The 17,272-nt window shown below is 60.6% G+C and carries 14 protein-coding genes; 3 read left to right on the top strand and 11 right to left on the bottom strand.

Translation table 11 applies throughout. The annotated features are described in order from the left end of the window. Nucleotides 1-70 precede the first annotated feature (70 nt). The 9 genes from ACQ4WS_RS06880 to pstS all read right to left on the bottom strand — a co-directional run bounded on the left by ACQ4WS_RS06880 (nucleotide 71) and on the right by pstS (nucleotide 10,046). Nucleotides 71-2,017 (bottom strand): UvrD-helicase domain-containing protein, encoded by a 1,947-nt coding sequence (locus ACQ4WS_RS06880; protein WP_436474835.1) that lies wholly within the window; start codon nucleotides 2,015-2,017, stop codon nucleotides 71-73. Nucleotides 2,018-2,052: 35 nt separating this feature from the next. After that, nucleotides 2,053-3,249: a selenoneine synthase SenA gene (gene senA / locus ACQ4WS_RS06875; protein ID WP_436474833.1), complete on the bottom strand. Its 1,197-nt coding sequence runs from the start codon at nucleotides 3,247-3,249 to the stop codon at nucleotides 2,053-2,055. A gap of 72 nt (nucleotides 3,250-3,321) precedes the next feature. Continuing rightward, complete coding sequence (phoR, locus tag ACQ4WS_RS06870; protein WP_436474831.1) at nucleotides 3,322-4,638, bottom strand: phosphate regulon sensor histidine kinase PhoR; 1,317 nt, start codon at nucleotides 4,636-4,638, stop codon at nucleotides 3,322-3,324. Between the two features lie 11 nt (nucleotides 4,639-4,649). Further along, nucleotides 4,650-5,339: a response regulator gene (locus ACQ4WS_RS06865; protein ID WP_436474829.1), complete on the bottom strand. Its 690-nt coding sequence runs from the start codon at nucleotides 5,337-5,339 to the stop codon at nucleotides 4,650-4,652. Nucleotides 5,340-5,344: 5 nt separating this feature from the next. Continuing rightward, nucleotides 5,345-6,055 carry a phosphate signaling complex protein PhoU gene (phoU, locus tag ACQ4WS_RS06860; protein WP_436474827.1) on the bottom strand — a complete coding sequence of 237 codons (711 nt, stop codon included), beginning with the start codon at nucleotides 6,053-6,055 and terminating at the stop codon, nucleotides 5,345-5,347. Between the two features lie 48 nt (nucleotides 6,056-6,103). Next, on the bottom strand, nucleotides 6,104-6,886 hold the full coding sequence (pstB, locus tag ACQ4WS_RS06855) for a phosphate ABC transporter ATP-binding protein PstB (RefSeq protein ID WP_010396817.1): 783 nt from the start codon (nucleotides 6,884-6,886) through the stop codon (nucleotides 6,104-6,106). Nucleotides 6,887-6,924: 38 nt separating this feature from the next. Further along, entirely contained in the window at nucleotides 6,925-7,821 is an 897-nt protein-coding gene (gene pstA / locus ACQ4WS_RS06850; RefSeq protein ID WP_436474825.1) for a phosphate ABC transporter permease PstA, read from the bottom strand. Then, entirely contained in the window at nucleotides 7,818-8,789 is a 972-nt protein-coding gene (gene pstC, locus ACQ4WS_RS06845) for a phosphate ABC transporter permease subunit PstC (protein ID WP_436474823.1), read from the bottom strand. Before pstC ends, pstA begins: the two co-directional genes overlap by 4 nt. A 207-nt stretch (nucleotides 8,790-8,996) precedes the next feature. After that, complete coding sequence (gene pstS / locus ACQ4WS_RS06840; protein ID WP_436474821.1) at nucleotides 8,997-10,046, bottom strand: phosphate ABC transporter substrate-binding protein PstS; 1,050 nt, start codon at nucleotides 10,044-10,046, stop codon at nucleotides 8,997-8,999. Nucleotides 10,047-10,317: 271 nt separating this feature from the next. Between pstS and ppk1 the strand changes: the two genes are divergently transcribed. The 3 genes from ppk1 to ACQ4WS_RS06825 all read left to right on the top strand — a co-directional run bounded on the left by ppk1 (nucleotide 10,318) and on the right by ACQ4WS_RS06825 (nucleotide 13,190). Next, nucleotides 10,318-12,411: a polyphosphate kinase 1 gene (gene ppk1, locus ACQ4WS_RS06835; RefSeq protein ID WP_436474819.1), complete on the top strand. Its 2,094-nt coding sequence runs from the start codon at nucleotides 10,318-10,320 to the stop codon at nucleotides 12,409-12,411. Nucleotides 12,412-12,434: 23 nt separating this feature from the next. Continuing rightward, nucleotides 12,435-12,893 carry a phosphohistidine phosphatase SixA gene (gene sixA / locus ACQ4WS_RS06830; protein WP_436474817.1) on the top strand — a complete coding sequence of 153 codons (459 nt, stop codon included), beginning with the start codon at nucleotides 12,435-12,437 and terminating at the stop codon, nucleotides 12,891-12,893. A gap of 171 nt (nucleotides 12,894-13,064) precedes the next feature. Next, complete coding sequence (locus tag ACQ4WS_RS06825; RefSeq protein WP_254926692.1) at nucleotides 13,065-13,190, top strand: hypothetical protein; 126 nt, start codon at nucleotides 13,065-13,067, stop codon at nucleotides 13,188-13,190. Nucleotides 13,191-13,259: 69 nt separating this feature from the next. Here the strand turns inward: ACQ4WS_RS06825 and ACQ4WS_RS06820 are convergent, their stop codons facing one another. Beyond that, entirely contained in the window at nucleotides 13,260-14,375 is a 1,116-nt protein-coding gene (locus tag ACQ4WS_RS06820) for a polyamine ABC transporter substrate-binding protein (protein WP_436474816.1), read from the bottom strand. 170 nt (nucleotides 14,376-14,545) lie between these two features. Beyond that, nucleotides 14,546-17,152, bottom strand: a complete 2,607-nt coding sequence (gene clpB / locus ACQ4WS_RS06815; protein WP_436474814.1) for an ATP-dependent chaperone ClpB — start codon at nucleotides 17,150-17,152, stop codon at nucleotides 14,546-14,548. Between the last annotated feature and the right edge of the window lie 120 nt (nucleotides 17,153-17,272).

Raw genomic sequence — 17,272 nt, 5'->3', positions numbered from 1 at the left:
TGCTGTCAATCACACCAGCCCAGTATGCCCGCTTTCGTCTTTCGCAAAAAGTAGCCGCGCAGCAAAAGATCTATGATTTTGGCGCAACAATCTTCTGTTTAAGCTGCAGGGCGGCGATGTAGCGGCTCTGGTAGGCGGGATCTTGCGGCGTCAGCAAGGTGAGCCTGTCGCGTGCGCGGGTGGCGGCCACATAGAAACGGTTTTCTTCTTCCAGCGGGTCGGTCTTGCTGCGCGGGAATTCATCGACGGCCAGGTAGGGCAAAATCACGTGGTTGTATTCGAGACCCTTGATCTGGTCGATGCAGGCGATCACCAGTTTGGCCTTGCCGGTCGAGACCGTCACAGCCTCTTCCATCTCGCCCAGCCAGCCGGCAAAGCCGCCCAGCGCCACGCCCGCTTCACGGCACACGGCAATAAAACCGTGCAGGGAGCGGGCCACAACCCGCGCCTGCGCCGGGTCGACATAGATGCGGCGCGCCGTCTGTTCCAGCTGCATCAGGCCGAAGATGTGCTGCAGGGCATCGCCCGCCAGGGCGTCGGCGGGCAGCGCGCGCAGGTAGTCGACGGCGGCCAGGGTCAGCGCCGCCTTGTCCTGGTTGTGCGACTTGGCCAGCTGGTTCGTCAAGAAGCCTTCCAGCAAGTCCGGATAGTTGGCCACGTCGGCCTTGGCTTGCTGCAATTCCGTGCGCGTGAAAGGGATTTCCGCGAAGGCCACCAGGGCTTCGAGGATGTCGCCACGGCGCGGACCACTCTTGATCGCATGTAAATCCTTGCGGGCGATGGCGACCATGCCGCGCAACATCAGCACTTCCAGGCTCAGCAGATAGCTGTTCATGTCCACCAGGCCATACGCGATGCCGCTCTGGAACAGCGCCGTTTCCACGCGGATGGCCTGGTCGCGGTCACGCAGCAAAATGGCCGTCGTGCCCGCATGCGCGTGTTCGAGCGCGGCGATCAGCTGGGCGCTGCACGCTTGCGGCTGCGCATGGTCATATTCCAGCACGTCGACGTGGGTGGCGCGCGACAGGGCCGACACGCTGGCCTTGTTTTTCAGCACGCCCACGGCCTGCGCCAGTTGCGGGCCGTAGCGGTAGGATGCCGTCAACGGCAGGCGCTGCAAGGCGGGGAATTCCTGCTCGAAGCGCTGGCGCAAGAAGCGGTGGTCGGCGCCCGACCAGGTATAGATGACTTGATCCTTGTCGCCGGCGCCGCAGAAAAACGCGTTGCCACGGCGTATCAGCATGGTCAGCAGGCGGAACGACGCTTCGTTCAAATCGTGCAATTCATCGGCCACGATGATCTGGAAGGCGGGCAACTGCTGGCGCAACGGCTCGTCGCCATCGAGCATGCGCACCAGGTCGTAGGTGGCATCGAATGGCGCGCGGAACTGGATGTCGCCCGTGTCGGCGCCGCGCAAGCCCTCGTATTCGCGCAGCCACAGATAATGCGTGCGCGACATGCCCAGCAGTTCCAGCTTGTCGTCCAGGGAATTGCTCTCGAAGTCAGGATTCTGAAAATCCAGGCGCGCCTTGGTACGCAACTGCAACTTCAGGAATTCGGCAATCGCCCCGTTGGTCGTGTTGATTTCCAGCGGATAACGGTCAGCGTACTTCTCGGAGACCACTTCCAGTGCTTCCCAGGCCACGGGACGCAGCTCTTCATCGCTGCGCATGGATGCCACCTGCATGTTTTCCAGCTGCAGCAGCACCTTGGCGGCAAAGGCGTCGAAGGTATCGACGCTCAGGCGCTTGACGACGCCGAGCGGCACGCCCACTTCCAGCAGGCGCTGACGCAGGGCCACGCGCGCCGCTTCCGTGAACACGAGGGCCAGCATGCGTTCGGGCGCGCGGCCCCGGTGCAGCGCCTCGGCCAGGCGCAGGGCCAAGGTCGTCGTCTTGGCCGCGCCGGCATTGGCGTCGATCAGCACCACTTTCTTTTGCGCCGTCTGGATGGCGACCTGCTCCGGCGTGGGCGTGATGCGTTTGGGAATGAACTGCGGGGCGTTATCTGTACTCAAAAGAATTCCTGAAAAGGTTGCTACTCTTTGCGCCGTTACCAGGCGCAGGTGCGCAGGCCGGCAAAGATGTCGCCCCGTTCGGGCGCATGGAAGGCGCGCATGCGGGCCGAATGCAGACGCGGCGGCGTGGCGAAGGCGGCGCCGCGCAGCACCTGGTGCTGCATGAAATACGGCGCCGAGTATTCGCGCCAGGCATCCACCGCAAAGCCTGGATATGGTTCGAACGGCGTCGCCGTCCACTCCCACACCTGTCCCCAGTGAAAACGGGGATGGCCGGACAGCGCAGCATACTCCCATTCCGCCTCGGTCGCCAGGCGGCGCCCCGCCCAGGCGCAATACGCTTGCGCTTCATACAAGTTGATGTGGCGCACGGCTTCATTCGGCGGCAAGGTCGTGCGCTGGCCAAAACGCATGGTGCGCCACTGCGTCGCTTCACGCAGCCAGTACAGGGGCGACGAGCGCTCCTGCTGCATCAGCCAGGCGCTACCGGCCGCGCTCCAGAACTGGCGGTTCTGGTAGCCGCCGTCGGCGACAAAGTCGGCAAACTGGGCGTTGGATACGGCGCAAGCATCGATGGAAAACGGCGCCACGTAGCAGCTATGGGGCGGCGATTCATTGTCGAAGGCAAAACCGGCCCCACGCGGCGAGCCCAGTTCGATGGAGCCGCCAGGAAAGGCAATCTCCCCCGCGCCTGGCGGCAAGGCCGGACTGCCCGCCAGGGATTCCGGCGCTTCCAGGCCCAGCCATTGCAAGCCGGCCAGCATTTCCTCGCCACACAAGTCTTCATGCGCCAGCGCCAGCCGGTACGGCGCCAGGGCGCTGTCGACATTGGCTTCGCGCGAGAGTTTATCCAGAACCCTGTCGAGTACTTCGCGGCAATACGTTTTCACGGCGCCCGGGCTGGGCAGTTCCAGCGTCCAGCGCACGCGGTGCGCCACCATGTTGGCATCGAACAAGTCGTCGCCGCGCGTCAGCAGAGAGTTGTAAATGGCGTCGGCCGGATGGCTGGAAGCGGCTTCGCGCAGGATGAACCACTCGGCAAACCAGGCGATCTGCGCGAGTTGCCATAAGGGCGGATTGAGGCGCGGATGGCGGGGCAAGCCGGCCACCACGTCCAGCCCGGCAGTGACGTAACAGTCGAACAGGGAAAGCGTATCCTGGCGCGCCGCTTGCAGCGACTGGGCCAGTTGCTGCGCGCTGGCGTGGCGAAAAGAGGCGTTGAGTAAAGTCATGGCCTGATTGTAACGACTTATGCCAACATCGCACTAGTCGCACAGGAAACAAGGGGCTGCGTGCCCCCTCGCCTACTTGACCAGCAACTCGCCCTGCAGCGGCGTGACGACGGATTTTGGCATGCTGACGATAAAACTGCTGCCCTTGTCGGCCACGGACTGGATGGCCAGGGTGCCCCCGTGGCGCAGCAGCACGTGCTTGACGATGGCCAGGCCCAGGCCCGTGCCCTGGGTTTCGCGCGAGCGGCTCTTGTCGACGCGGTAGAAGCGTTCCGTCAGGCGCGAGATATGCTCGGGGCTGATGCCGATGCCCGTATCTTGCGCGATGAATTGCGGTCCGGCCGGGCCATCCTGCCAGCGCAGGGTGATGCTGCCGCCGGCCGGCGTGTAGCGCACGGCGTTCGAAGCCAGGTTGCCAAACGCGCTGTACAGCTCGTCGTAGCTGCCCAGCACGTCAGGACCGTTGCATTCCATCTTGATCTCGTGCTTGCCGGCCGACAGGCCTTTGGCGTCGCGCAAGACTTGCTGCATGAGCTTTTTGATATCCACCGGCTCGGGGCGCAGCGGATAGTCGACCGATTCCAGGCGCGACAGGGTCAGCATGTCCTCGATCAGATGCTGCATGCGGTGGCCCTGCTCCGTCATCAGCTTGAGGTGGGCGGCGCGCGTGGCGGCGTCCAGGTCCAGCTCGGCGGAAGCGATTTCCAGGAAGCCCACGATGACCGTCAGCGGCGTGCGCAGTTCGTGCGAGGCATTGGCGATGAAGTCGCGGCGCATCATTTCGATGCGTTCCGTCTCCGTCACGTCGTGCGTGACGAGAATCTGGCGGCGGTTTTCGAACGGGATGATCTGCACGATCAGCTTGCGGTTACGGAAGGTGATCGTCAGCGGCTGGTCGTAGCGGCCCAGAATGATGTAATCCATGAACTCGGGGCTGCGGATCAGGTTAGTCACGCGCATGCCCTTGTCGCGCTCGTGCGTGAGGCCCAAGTGTTTCTCGGCGGCAGGATTGCACCATTCGAGGAACAGTACGTCGTCCATGATGACGACGCCGTCAGGCAGCAGGTGCATAGCCTGGCGGAAACGCGCCAGCCATTCCGTCAGCTCGGCCTGGTTTTTCTCGTCGTCGCGGCGCATGCGGTACAGGCGCGCGAAGATGCTGGTCCAGGCGCCCCAGCCGTCGGGCAGCTTGGCGCTTTGCGGATTGTCCAGCCAGTTACTCAGCTGGAACAGATACGACAGCTGCACGAACACCATCATGGCCATCAGCACGAAGGCGATGCCCAGCGCATACGTGGCGCCGAACAGATACCAGACGACGGCCACGCCCAGCAGCGCCAGCACCATGCGCAAGGCGGCCGGTACCCAGAACAGCAATTTCGGATTCATAGAGTCAGGCTTTACTTTTCAGACAACATGTAGCCGACGCTGCGCACCGTCTTGATCAGGCTTTCCGCCTCTTTCAAGGCTTTGCGCAAGCGCAATACGTGGACGTCGACCGTGCGTTCCTCGATCACCACATGGTCGCCCCACACCTTGTCGAGCAGCTGGCTGCGCGAAAACACGCGCTCCGGATGGGCCAGCAGGAATTTCAGCAGCTTGTATTCGGCATGGCCGATATCGATCTTCTGTTCATCCATCATCACGGTGCAGCTGACGGGATCCAGGGCCACGTTACCGGCGCGCATGGGCGCCTGCGCGTGTTCGGGACTCTTGCGTCGCAGCAAGGCCTTGGCGCGCGCCAGCAGCTCGCGCGGCGAGAACGGCTTGGTGACGTAATCGTCGGCCCCGCTGTTCAAGCCGGCCAGCTTGTCTTCTTCCATGCTCTTGGCGGTAAGCATGATGACGGGAATGGCGGCGAAATTGCGGTCGGCGCGGATGCGCGACAGCAGGCGCAAGCCCGTCTGGTCCGGCAACATCCAGTCCAGCAGGACCAGGTGCGGCGTGCGGTGCTGGATGAATTCCCAGGCATCGGCGACATTTTGTACAGAACAGCAATTCCAGCCAGATTCGCGCAACGAATAGGTCACCAGTTCAACGATGGCCGGCTCATCTTCAACAATCAATACCGTAGTTTTATCAGATGCCATAAAGCTTACTCAGGGAGCTCCTCGGAAATGGCGGGAGCAGCCAACTTGGTGTGGCGGATATCCTTGCCTTCAACCACGTAAATCACGTATTCGGCGATGTTTTTCGCATGGTCGCCGATCCGTTCGATGGCCTTGGCCACCCACAGTGTATCGAGCGCCGCCGAAATCGTGCGCGGGTCTTCCATCATAAAGGTGATCAGGTTGCGCATGATAGACCGAAACTCATGGTCGATGATGGCATCTTGTGCGATTAATTGTAAGGCCTGCTTGCCATCGTTGCGCGCGAATGCGTCCAGGGCGTCGTGCAGCATGTCGGTGGCCGTGTTGGCAATGCCGCGTACCATCTCGTAATGGTTGACGACGGCGTTGCCGCGCTTGTGCAGATTTTTCGCCACGCGGGCGATTTTGGTCGCTTCGTCGCCTACGCGTTCGAGGTCGGTAATCACCTTGATGGTGGCCATGATGGTGCGCAAATCGTTGGCGGCCGGCTGGCGGCGCACGATCAAATGGCTGCAGGCATCGTCCAGCGACACTTCCAGCTGGTTGACGACGTCGTCTTCGCGCATCACGCGGTCGGCGCGTTCCGGATTGCCGATGCGAAAGCACGTCATCGCGTCGAGGAACTGGGTTTCAACGATGCCGCCCATCAAGAGCACTTTCGAGCGGATCGCTTCGAGTTCGTTGTCGTATTGCTTGGATGAATGTTCGCCTATCATGCCGTCTCTCCGTATTCAGTTGTCTTGTATGTCGTTATGCTGGGCGGATCAGCCGAAGCGGCCCGTGATGTAATCCTGCGTTTCCTTGCGTGCCGGATTCATGAAGATCTGGTCCGTTTCGCCGAATTCCACCAGCTCGCCCAGGTACATATAGGCCGTGTAGTCGGAGCAACGCGCCGCCTGTTGCATATTGTGCGTCACGATGGCGATCGTGTAATCCTGTTTCAGTTCGCTGATCAGCTCTTCCACCTTCGACGTCGAGATCGGGTCCAGCGCCGAGGTCGGCTCATCGAGCAGCAGGACGTCCGGCTTCACGGCCACGCCGCGCGCGATGCACAGACGCTGCTGCTGGCCGCCCGACAGCGACAGGCCACTCTTCGACAGCTTGTCCTTGACTTCGCCCCACAGCGCGGCCTTTTTCAGGGCCCACTCGACGCGCTCGTCCATTTCGCCTTTCGACAGGTCTTCATACAGGCGCACGCCGAAGGCGATGTTGTCGTATACGGACATGGGGAACGGCGTCGGCTTCTGGAATACCATGCCAACCTTGGCGCGCAGCATGTTGACGTCCTGGTCGGCGTCGAGCACGTTGCGACCGCGGTACAGGATGGAGCCTTCCGCGCGCTGGCCCGGATACAGGTCATACATGCGGTTCAAGGTGCGCAGCAGGGTTGATTTGCCGCAACCGGACGGGCCGATGAAGGCCGTGACCTTTTTCTCGTGGATGTCCAGGTTGACGTTATGCAAGCTTTGCGTTTTGCCGTAAAAAAAGTTCAGGCCCGAAATTTCGATGGTTTTTTTCTTTGGTGCCAGGTCTTGTGCTGGATTCATTTGCGTATTCATATGGGTTCGCTTCGCTCGGTATCTGTTTAATTAGGGACTTTTTGGCTGAACACGGTGCGCGACAGGATATTCAAGGCCAGCACGCTGAAGGTGATCAGCAGTGCGCCGCCCCAGGCCAGCGAGCGCCAGTTATCGTACGGGCTCATTGCAAACGATGCGATGACGGATGGCAAGTTGGCCATAGGCGCATTCATGTTGAAGCTTTGGAACTGGTTATTCAGGGCCGTGAACAGCAGCGGCGCCGTTTCGCCAGCGATGCGGGCCAATGCCAGCAGAACGCCGGTGATGACGCCGGCCTTGACGGCGCGCAAGCGTACCAGGGTGGCGACCTTCCAGCGCGGCGCACCGAGGGCAAACGCGGCTTCCAGCAGGCTGTTCGGTACCAGGCGCAGCATATTGTCCGTCGTGCGCACCACCACCGGCACGGCAATCAGCGACAGCGCGATGGCGCCGGCATAACCTGAGAAATGTTTTACCTGAGAAACATACAGCGCGTACACGAACAGGCCGATGACGATCGATGGCGCCGACAGCATGATGTCGGTGACGAAGCGCGTCACTTGCGCCAGCTTGTTTTCTTCGCCGTATTCGGCCAGGTAGATGCCGGCCAGGATGCCGATCGGGGTGCTGACGACAGTCGCCAGGCCCACCATCAGGGCGCTACCGACGATGGCATTGATCAGGCCGCCACCTTCGCTGCCGGGAGCCGGCGTCGTCTGCGTGAACAAGTCGACGGACAGGGCGCCAAAACCCTTGATCACCAGGGTGAACAGGATCCACACCAGCACGGCCAGGCCCAGGGCCATGGCGGCCACCGACAGGGCGATGCCGATGCGGTGCATCAGCAGGCGCTTGCGGTAGACGGGGTTCATGGCCGGCTTGGCCGAAACATCGTGGGTGCTAACTTGGCTGAGCTGGCTCATTTCGTGCCTTCCTTGCGGGACATGCCAGCCAGCATCAGCTTGGCGGCGGATAAGACGATAAAGGTGATGACAAACAGGATCAGGGCCAGCGAGAACAGGGAAGACACATGCAGCTCGGATTGCGCTTCGCCGAATTCATTGGCCAGCAAGGAGGTGATGCTGTTACCGGCGGCAAACAGCGACCACGACAGTTTATTCGCGTTACCGATGACGAAGGTGACGGCCATGGTTTCGCCCAGTGCGCGTCCCAGGCCCAGCATGACGCCGCCGACGACGCCGGTTTTGGTGTATGGCAAGACGATCTTGCGCACCACTTCCCAGCGCGTGCAGCCCAGGCCGTAAGCGGATTCCTTCAGCACGGCAGGGACGATCTCGAACACGTCGCGCATCACGGAAGCGATGAAGGGGATGATCATGATGGCCAGCACCAGGCCGGCCGTCAGCAAGCCGATGCCCATCATGGGGCCGCTGAACAAGGGGCCAATGACGGGTACATTGCCCAGGGTGGCTTTCAGGATGGGCTGGACGTGGTCGGCAAACAGGGGCGCGAACACGAACAGGCCCCAGATGCCGTAGATGATCGATGGCACGCCGGCCAGCAGCTCGACAGCCGTGCCCAGCGGGCGGCGCAGCCAGGCCGGGCAGATTTCCGTGAGGAACAGGGCGATGCCGAAGCTGACGGGAAAGGCAATCAGCAAGGCGATGACGGACGTCACCAGGGTGCCGATGATGGGAATCAGGGCGCCATACTGGTCATTGACGGGGTCCCATTCTGCCGACACGATGAAATGCAGGCCGAAGGTCTTGAAGGCCGGTATCGATTCCATGATCAGCGAAATGATGATGCCGACCAGAACGATCAGCACCGACAGGGCGAACAACATCGTCACCTTGTGGAACAGAAAATCCTGGAAGCGCTGCTTGCGCATGGTGGAAAGCATTTGCGCGTGACTGATGGAATCGGTCATGGTGCCGCCTGGCATGGGGATCGTGGAGGAGGTTGATTGTGCGCTCATAGTGTGCCATATGGGTGGTACTGCAGGTACTGCTATTTTTATCTTGCTCTTTTAGCCAGGAACGCCTGCAAGGGCTTGCGGGCGGTCCTGGCTAACTCCCTGCCCCGCCGTGCTGCTGGCGGGGACAAGGATGGGTACTTATCTGGTCAAGCTATCGAATTAATAGATCGCTTTGCCCGATGCATCTTTCAAATTGGCTTTCCACGACTCCTGCACCAGTTTCACGACCGATGCCGGCATCGGCACGTAGTCCAGTTCAACGGCAGCGGCGCCGCCGTTCTTGTAGGCCCAGTCGAAGAATTTCAGGACTTCTTTTGCCTTGGCTGCGTCAGCCTGGACTTTGTGCATCAGGATGAACGACACGCCGGTGATAGGCCAGCTGTTCTTGCCAGCCTGGTCGGTCAGGACCACGCCGAAGCCCGGGGTTTGCGTCCAAGGTGCCGAAGCGGCTGCTGCCTTGAAGTTCTCGTCGTCAGGCTGCAGGAAGTTGCCATCCTTGTTTTGCAGCTGGGTGTGCGACATCTTGTTTTTCTTGGCGTATGCCCACTCGACGTAGCCGATCGAACCCTTGATACGCTGTACGTTGGCGGCGACGCCTTCGTTACCCTTGCCACCCACGCCCACGGCCCATTTCACAGCCGAGCCAGCGCCGATTTTCGATTTGAATTCCGGGTTGGTTTTCGACAGGAAGTCGGTGAACAGGAAAGACGTGCCCGAACCGTCGGCGCGGTGCACCACGGTGATTTCCGTGTCTGGCAGCTTGACGCCACTGTTCAGTGCAGCGATTTCAGGCGCGCTCCACTTGGTGATCTTGCCCAGGTAGATGTCGGCAACGACCTTGCCCGTCATTTTCAGCTGGCCTGGCTTCACGCCGTCCAGGTTGACGATGGTGACCACGCCGCCCATGATGGCCGGGAACTGCATCAGGCCCGCTTCTTCCAGCTCTTCCGCCTTCAAAGGCATGTCCGAGGCGCCGAATTCAACAGTCTTGGCCTTGATTTGCTTGATGCCAGCGCCGGAACCGACGGACTGGTAGTTCAGACCGTTACCGGTGTTGGCTTTGTAGCTTTCAGCCCATTTGGCGTAGATAGGGTACGGGAAGGTTGCACCAGCACCTGTCATATCTGCCGCCATGACGGAAGCGGAAGAAAATGCCATCGCTGCCGAAGCACCCACGACGATAAATTTGAACATTTGCTTCATTTGCATATCAAGTCCTCAGGGTTGTTAGGGCTCAAAGTCCCGGTTGAATGCTGCGCAGTCTAGCAAGCGAATATGACAGCTTTATGACATGCGCCAAATTTCATGAAATATTTGCCTACGCCCGGGAGATCGCCGTTTCCTCCGCGAAAAATGACAGGACGAGCGCCGATTTATGACAGTATATGTCACGCTTATGTCATATTTCATGATTACACTCACAACGCGTCATACATGATGAAATACGGCTAGAATTAACTATCTGCAAAGACAAAAGAATATGAAACCTGAACTGCACACGGAAGTGACCAAATCGGGCATCCTGCTTGACCGCGAGCTGTCGCAACTGACTTTCAACCGGCGCGTGATGGCCCAGGCGGAAGATCCGAACATTCCGCTGCTCGAGCGCCTGCGCTACCTGTGCATCGTCAGCAGTAACATGGATGAGTTCTTCGAGGTGCGCGTGGCCAGCCTGCTGGCTGCCGGCAGCATCGGCGGTACGCTGGCCGGCCACCCTGCCCTGGCGGCCAACCTGGAGCGCATCGGCAAGGAATGCCATGCTCTGGTGGAACGCCAGTACGAGATATTGAATAGCGACGTCTTGCCGGCCCTGCGCGAAGCGGGCGTGCATTTGCTGCGCGACAGCGACCGCAACGAGGCGCAGCGCGCGTGGGTCAAGCAGTATTTCGACCGCGAAGTGCGTCCCCTGCTGACGCCGATCGGCCTCGACCCGGCCCACCCCTTCCCGCAAGTGGTGAATAAAAGTCTCAATTTCATCGTCTCGCTGAGCGGCAAGGATGCGTTCGGCCGCGGCACGGCGATCGCCATTGTCAAGGCGCCCCGCGTCTTGCCACGCGTCATCAGGCTGCCGGACGAGATTTCTGGCGATGGCGTGTCCTTCTGTTTATTGTCGTCCGTCATCCATGCGCACATCTCGGACCTGTTCGCCGGGCGCGAAGTGATCGCCTATTCGCAATTCCGCGTCACGCGCGACAGCGACCTGTGGGTGGATGAGGACGAAGTCAAGAACCTGCGCCAGGCCCTGAAGGGCGAACTGGTGGGTCGCCAGTTCGGCACCTCGGTGCGCCTGGAAGTGGCGCGCAATTGCCCGCCAGAATTGTCGCAGTTCCTGCTTGACCAGTTCAGCCTGGATCAAAGCCGGCTCTACCGCGTCAACGGCCCCGTGAACCTGGTGCGCCTGTCGGAAATGATCGACCACGTCAAGCAACCCGAGCTGCGCTTCCCGCCGTTTTTCCCCGGTCTGGCCCATAAAGCCATCGGCAACGACATCTTTGCAGCGCTGACCAAGCACGACATCCTGCTGCACCATCCTTACCAGTCGTTCCAGACGGTGATCGACTTCATCCGCAGCGCCGCCTACGATCCTTCGGTCGTCGCCATCAAGCAGACGATCTACCGCACGGGCATGAACTCGGACTTGATGGAGTCGCTCATTACGGCGGCGAAGATGGGCAAGGAAGTGACCGTCATCGTGGAATTGATGGCGCGCTTCGACGAAGAAGCCAATATCAACTGGGCCGACAAGCTGGAACAGGCGGGCGCGCAAGTCGTGTATGGCGTGGTGGGACTGAAAACCCATGCCAAGGTGGCGCTCGTCATCCGCCGCGAAGACGGTGCGCTACGCTTCTACGCCCACTTGGGCACCGGCAACTATCATCCCACCACCACCAAGCTGTACACGGATTTCGGCTTGCTGACGGCCAACCAGGACCTGGCCGTGGAAGTCAATGAAGTCTTCATCCACCTGACCAGCCTGACCAAGCCGCACAATCTGAACCATTTGTGGCTGGCGCCGTTCGGCCTGCAAAGCGAAATCATCAAGGCCATCCGCAACGAGGCGAAGATCGCCCGCTCAGGCCGGCGCGGGCGCATCATCGTGAAAGTCAACGCGCTCGTCGATGAATCCGTGATCCGCGCCCTGTATGCGGCCTCGACCGATGGCGTGAAGATCGACCTGATCGTGCGCGGCGCCTGCACCCTGAAGCCGGGCGTGCCTGGCTTGTCGGAAAACATCAAGGTGCGCTCCGTGATCGGCCGCTTCCTCGAACACAGCCGCATCTACTATTTCCGCAACGACCTGGCGCACGATGTCTACCTGGCCAGCGCCGACTGGATGAGCCGCAACCTGTTCCGCCGGGTGGAAGTGGCTTTCCCCGTACTGGACCGGGCGCTGAAGCGGCGCGTGATCGCCGAGGGCCTGAACCCGTATTTGAAGGATAATACAAATGCATGGGAACTGGAGCCGACGGGCCACTACGCGCGCCGTAAGCCACGCGGCAAGCAATCGCCGTTCAGCGCCCAGCAGTATTTGATGCATACACTGGGCACGCCGGGCGCGGAGGTCGGCGAATAAGCAATTCTACACAGGAGTACAGCATGGATCTCATCTTGTGGCGACACGCAGAAGCCGAGCCGGGCGTTCCCGACCTCGAACGGGCCCTGACCATCAAAGGCCAGAAGCAGGCGCGCCGCATGGGCGAATGGCTCGCTTCGCAACTACCTGAAAATTGCCGTATCCTCGTCAGCCCCGCCTTGCGTACCCTGCAAACGGCGGAAGCACTGGGCCGCAAGTTCAAGCTGATGCCGGAACTGGCGCCCGGCGCCGAGGCGGAAGATATCATCAAGGCGGCCAACTGGCCAGGCGGCAAGGAAACCGTGCTCATCGTCGGCCACCAGCCCACCCTGGGCCAGGCGGCCGCCCTGCTGCTGACGGGAGAAGAGCAGGAATGGGAAATGCGCAAGGCCAGCGCGTGGTGGTTCTCGCAACGCGAACCAGGCGACCCGATCAGCGTTTATCTCAAGGCGGTGATGGCGCATGACCTTGTGGTGAAATAGGGAAATGCGCAAAAAGTGCGCTGGGACAAATACTAGTGGGAATTACAACTCGGCAGCCTTGTAAAGCGCTGCCGATCTGCTAGAGTTTAATGGCATCAACTACGTGTCGGAGCGCTGCTCTGGCACCTTGAGCAACCCAGCGGACAGCCGTCCAACGGCGGCTGAAAGACCATGTTAACCTTCCTCGTTTTTCTCTTCATCGCCATCTTCGCCGCCATCATCGGCTTCGTCGCCTTTGAACTGATCGAAGAAATGCGCGGCAGTCACCACAAGCTGATGGACCGCTACCACGAGTAGTGTTCACCTTGGCACTATCGCATGGCGCCAGCGACGGCCACCAGCCCGTCCCTCGCGCCATCATTATATTTACACTCCCGTTTTGAACTTCGTATAGATGCGCGTCATCAATCGGCGGATATCGGCCGTGGTCGCTTCCGGTGCGGCCATGCGCTGCTTGTCGGCGTCCGACAGGAAGATGGCCTTGTTCTCGCCGATGTCCTTGCGTACATACTTGATGCTGGCCGGATTCGGATTCGCGTAGAACACCTTGTTGCTCAGGCTGGCATGCACTTGCGGACGCAAAATGTAGTTGATGAACAGGTGCGCATTGTTCGGATGCGGCGCGTCGGCCGGAATGGCCATGGTGTCGAACATCAGGGCCGCCGTCTTCGGCACCAGCACCTGGATCACATTGCCGTTTTTCGCATCGATGGCGCGCTGGCGCGCGATATTGATGTCGCCCGACCAGCCCAGCGCCACGCAGACGGAGCCATTGGCCATGTCATTGATGTAACCGGACGAGCTGAACAGCGTCACGTAAGGACGGATCGCTTGCAGCGCCTTGCCCGCTTCCTGGTAGTCGGCGGCCGTTTTCGAATACGCGGGCTTGCCCAGGTATTGCAGCGCGGCCGGCAGCACTTCCGACGGCGAGTCGAGGAAGGAGACGCCGCACGATTTCAGCTTTGCCGCGTATTTCGGGTCGAAGATCAGGTCCCAGGCGTTGTCAGGCATGGGCATGCCGCCCAGCGCCGCCTTGACCTTGTTGACGTTGATGCCCACCGTCGTGTAGCCCCACAGCCAGTCGACCAGGTAATCGTTGTTCGGGTCGATCTTCGACAGCTTCGCCTGCAGGTTCGGGTCCAGGTTGCCCAGGTTCGTCAGCTTGCTCTTGTCGAGTTTGCGCAGCAGGCCCGCATCGATCTGCAGGCGCGCCCACTGGGCCGTCGGCACGACGATGTCATAGCCGGACTTGCCCGCCACCAGTTTCGCATTGAGGATTTCGTTATTGTCGAAAACGTCGTAGCGCACCTTGATGCCCGTTTCCTTTTCAAAATTCTTGATCGTATCGTCTCCGATATAGTCCGACCAGTTATAGATGTTCAGGACTTTTTCTTCCTGGGCGTGCGCAGGCAAGGCCAGTACGGCCGCCGCCAAGGCCAATCCCGCTCCAATGCGCCGCCCTGCTTGCCATGTGTTTGCCATCGTACCGCCTCCGGAATTAGTCAGAAAATAGTGACGATGATAGCAAGAAGGGCACGATCAGGTCTAGCCCGATCGCGCCCTTGCTTATTACTGCTAAATCAACCCCCACCGCAAACACCGGGGTCGGACCCTGAGGGTCCGACCCCGGCCTTTCGCCGTTGGGGTAAAAATTACACCTTGTCCAGCCCCACTTGCGCGCCCGCAAACACCAGGTTGCCGTTCTGGGCGTCGATGCGGATCTCGTCTTTCGGGCCAAACTTGCCTTCCAGTATCAGCTTCGACAGCGGATTTTCGATCTGCTGCTGGATCGCCCGTTTCAACGGACGGGCGCCATACACCGGGTCGTAGCCCGCTTCGGCGATTTGCTGCAAAGCTGCGTCCGTCAAGCTCAGCTGCATGTCCATGCGCGCCAGGCGTTCTTCGAGGATCTTCAGCTGGATCTTCGCGATCGCGCCGATGTTTTTCTCGTCGAGGCCGTGGAACACGACGATTTCGTCGATACGGTTGACGAACTCGGGACGGAAGTGCGAGCGTACCTCGGCCATCACGGCCAGCTTCACGACACCGGGATCATCGCTTTCCATGGCCTGGATTTTATGCGAACCCAGGTTCGAGGTCATGATGATGACGGTATTCTTGAAGTCCACCGTGCGGCCCTGGCCGTCCGTCATGCGTCCATCGTCGAGCACTTGCAGCAGCACGTTGAAGACGTCGGCATGCGCCTTTTCCACTTCGTCGAGCAGGATCACGCTGTACGGCTTGCGGCGCACGGCTTCCGTCAGGTAGCCGCCCTCGTCATAGCCCACATAGCCGGGCGGCGCGCCGATCAATCGGGCCACGGAATGCTTCTCCATGAATTCGCTCATGTCGATGCGGATCATCGATTCTTCCGTATCGAACAGGAAGGTCGCCAGCGCCTTGCTCAGCTCGGTCTTGCCCACGCCCGTCGGCCCCAGGAACATGAAGGAGCCATAGGGACGATTCGGGTCGGAGAGGCCGGCGCGCGAGCGGCGGATGGCGTCAGCCACGGCCGTGATCGCTTCATCCTGGCCCACGACGCGCTCATGCAGCTTCTCTTCGATGTGCAGCAGCTTGTCGCGCTCGCCCTGCATCATGCGCGACACGGGTATGCCCGTCGCGCGCGACACCACTTCGGCGATTTCCTCGGCGCCCACTTCCGTGCGCAGCAGCTTCGGCTGGTCGGGGTCTCGTTTCGGGATGCCGCTGTCGGCCTGCTTGAGCTGGGCTTCCAGCTGCGGCAACTTGCCGTATTGCAATTCCGACACTTTTTGCCAGTTACTTTCGCGCGTGGCCTGCTCCATCTGCAACTTGACTTGCTCGATCTCTTCCTTGATGTGCGTGCTGCCCTGCACCACGGCTTTTTCCGCCTTCAGGATTTCCTCGAAGTCATTGTATTCGCGCTGCAGCTTGACGATTTCTTCCTCGATCAAGCCCAGGCGGCGCAACGACGCTTCGTCTTTTTCCTTCTTGACGGCTTCGCGCTCGATTTTCAGCTGGATCAGACGGCGTTCCAGCTTGTCCATCACTTCCGGCTTCGAATCGATCTCGATCTTGATCTTCGCCGCCGCTTCATCGATCAGGTCGATCGCCTTGTCGGGCAGGAAACGGTCCGTGATGTAGCGGTGCGACAACTCAGCGGCGGCGATGATGGCCGCGTCCGTGATTTCCACCTTGTGGTGCAGCGCATATTTGTCCTGCAAGCCGCGCAGGATGGCGATCGTCGCCTCCACGGTCGGCTCGTCGACGAGCACTTTCTGGAAGCGGCGTTCCAGCGCGGCATCCTTCTCGATGTACTTGCGGTACTCGTCGAGGGTGGTGGCGCCCACGCAGTGCAGCTCGCCGCGCGCCAGCGCCGGTTTCAGCATATTGCCGGCGTCCATCGCACCTTCGGCCTTGCCCGCGCCCACCATGGTGTGCATCTCGTCGATGAAGACGATGGTTTGCCCCTCATCCATGGCCAGTTCTTTCAGCACGGATTTCAGGCGCTCCTCGAATTCGCCGCGGAACTTCGCGCCGGCCAGCAAGGCGGCCATGTCCAGCGAGAGTACGCGCTTGCCTTTCAAGGACTCGGGCACTTCGCCATTGACGATGCGCTGCGCCAGGCCTTCGACGATGGCCGTCTTGCCGACGCCCGGTTCGCCGATCAGCACGGGGTTGTTCTTGCTGCGGCGCTGCAGGATCTGGATGGTGCGGCGGATTTCATCGTCGCGCCCGATCACAGGGTCGAGCTTGCCCTTACGGGCCCGTTCCGTCAGGTCCAGCGTGTATTTTTTCAGCGCTTCGCGCTGGCCTTCGGCCTCTTGCGAGTCGACCTTGTTGCCACCGCGCACGGCGTCGATAGCCGATGCCAGGGCCTTGCGGGTCAGGCCGTTTTCACGCGCCAGCTTGCCGCAGTCGGACTTGTCGTCCGTCATGGCCAGCAAGACCATTTCACTGGACACGAATTGGTCGCCCGCCTTTTGCGATTCCTTGTCGGCCAGGTTCAAGAGGGCCACGAATTCGCGGCTGACCTGCACGTCGCCACCCGTGCCGGAGACTTTCGGCAAGCGTTCGATCGAGGCGCCCAGGGCCTTGGACAGGCCGCCCACGTTGACGCCAGCCCGCTGCAAGAGCGAGCGGGCGCCGCCGTCGTCCTGGTTCAACAGGGCCGTCAGCAGGTGGACTGGTTCGATATAGGGGTTGTCGTTGCCCACGGCCAAGCTTTGCGCATCGGCCAGGGCTTCCTGTAATTTGGTAGTGAGTTTGTCTTGTCGCATGAAAAGCGCTCCCGGTTAATTAGTTGTTAACCAAATTGGGGTGAGGCAGTACTTTTCAAGCATACACAAAGGAGATAACCGATGCACTTGGGCAAATGCTACCGTGTGGGGCGCGTCCGA

Source organism: Janthinobacterium leeuwenhoeki (assembly GCF_051380795.1).
GTDB lineage: Bacteria > Pseudomonadota > Gammaproteobacteria > Burkholderiales > Burkholderiaceae_D > Janthinobacterium.
The sequence above is the reverse complement of the archived record's forward strand: the minus strand, read 5'-3'. Positions and strand labels throughout refer to the sequence as shown.

Bases quoted from the DNA above. Each gene is read 5' to 3' on its own strand.
- pstC (WP_436474823.1), bottom strand. From the start codon at position 8,789: ATGACCGATTCCATCAGTCACGCGCAAATGCTTTCCACCATGCGCAAG.
- pstA (WP_436474825.1), bottom strand. From the start codon at position 7,821: ATGAGCCAGCTCAGCCAAGTTAGCACCCACGATGTTTCGGCCAAGCCG.
- ACQ4WS_RS06820 (WP_436474816.1), bottom strand. From the start codon at position 14,375: ATGGCAAACACATGGCAAGCAGGGCGGCGCATTGGAGCGGGATTGGCC.
- ACQ4WS_RS06825 (WP_254926692.1), top strand. From the start codon at position 13,065: ATGTTAACCTTCCTCGTTTTTCTCTTCATCGCCATCTTCGCCGCCATC.
- clpB (WP_436474814.1), bottom strand. From the start codon at position 17,152: ATGCGACAAGACAAACTCACTACCAAATTACAGGAAGCCCTGGCCGAT.
- sixA (WP_436474817.1), top strand. From the start codon at position 12,435: ATGGATCTCATCTTGTGGCGACACGCAGAAGCCGAGCCGGGCGTTCCC.
- pstB (WP_010396817.1), bottom strand. From the start codon at position 6,886: ATGAATCCAGCACAAGACCTGGCACCAAAGAAAAAAACCATCGAAATT.
- ACQ4WS_RS06865 (WP_436474829.1), bottom strand. From the start codon at position 5,339: ATGGCATCTGATAAAACTACGGTATTGATTGTTGAAGATGAGCCGGCC.
- senA (WP_436474833.1), bottom strand. From the start codon at position 3,249: ATGACTTTACTCAACGCCTCTTTTCGCCACGCCAGCGCGCAGCAACTG.
- phoU (WP_436474827.1), bottom strand. From the start codon at position 6,055: ATGATAGGCGAACATTCATCCAAGCAATACGACAACGAACTCGAAGCG.
- ppk1 (WP_436474819.1), top strand. From the start codon at position 10,318: ATGAAACCTGAACTGCACACGGAAGTGACCAAATCGGGCATCCTGCTT.
- pstS (WP_436474821.1), bottom strand. From the start codon at position 10,046: ATGCAAATGAAGCAAATGTTCAAATTTATCGTCGTGGGTGCTTCGGCA.
- phoR (WP_436474831.1), bottom strand. From the start codon at position 4,638: ATGAATCCGAAATTGCTGTTCTGGGTACCGGCCGCCTTGCGCATGGTG.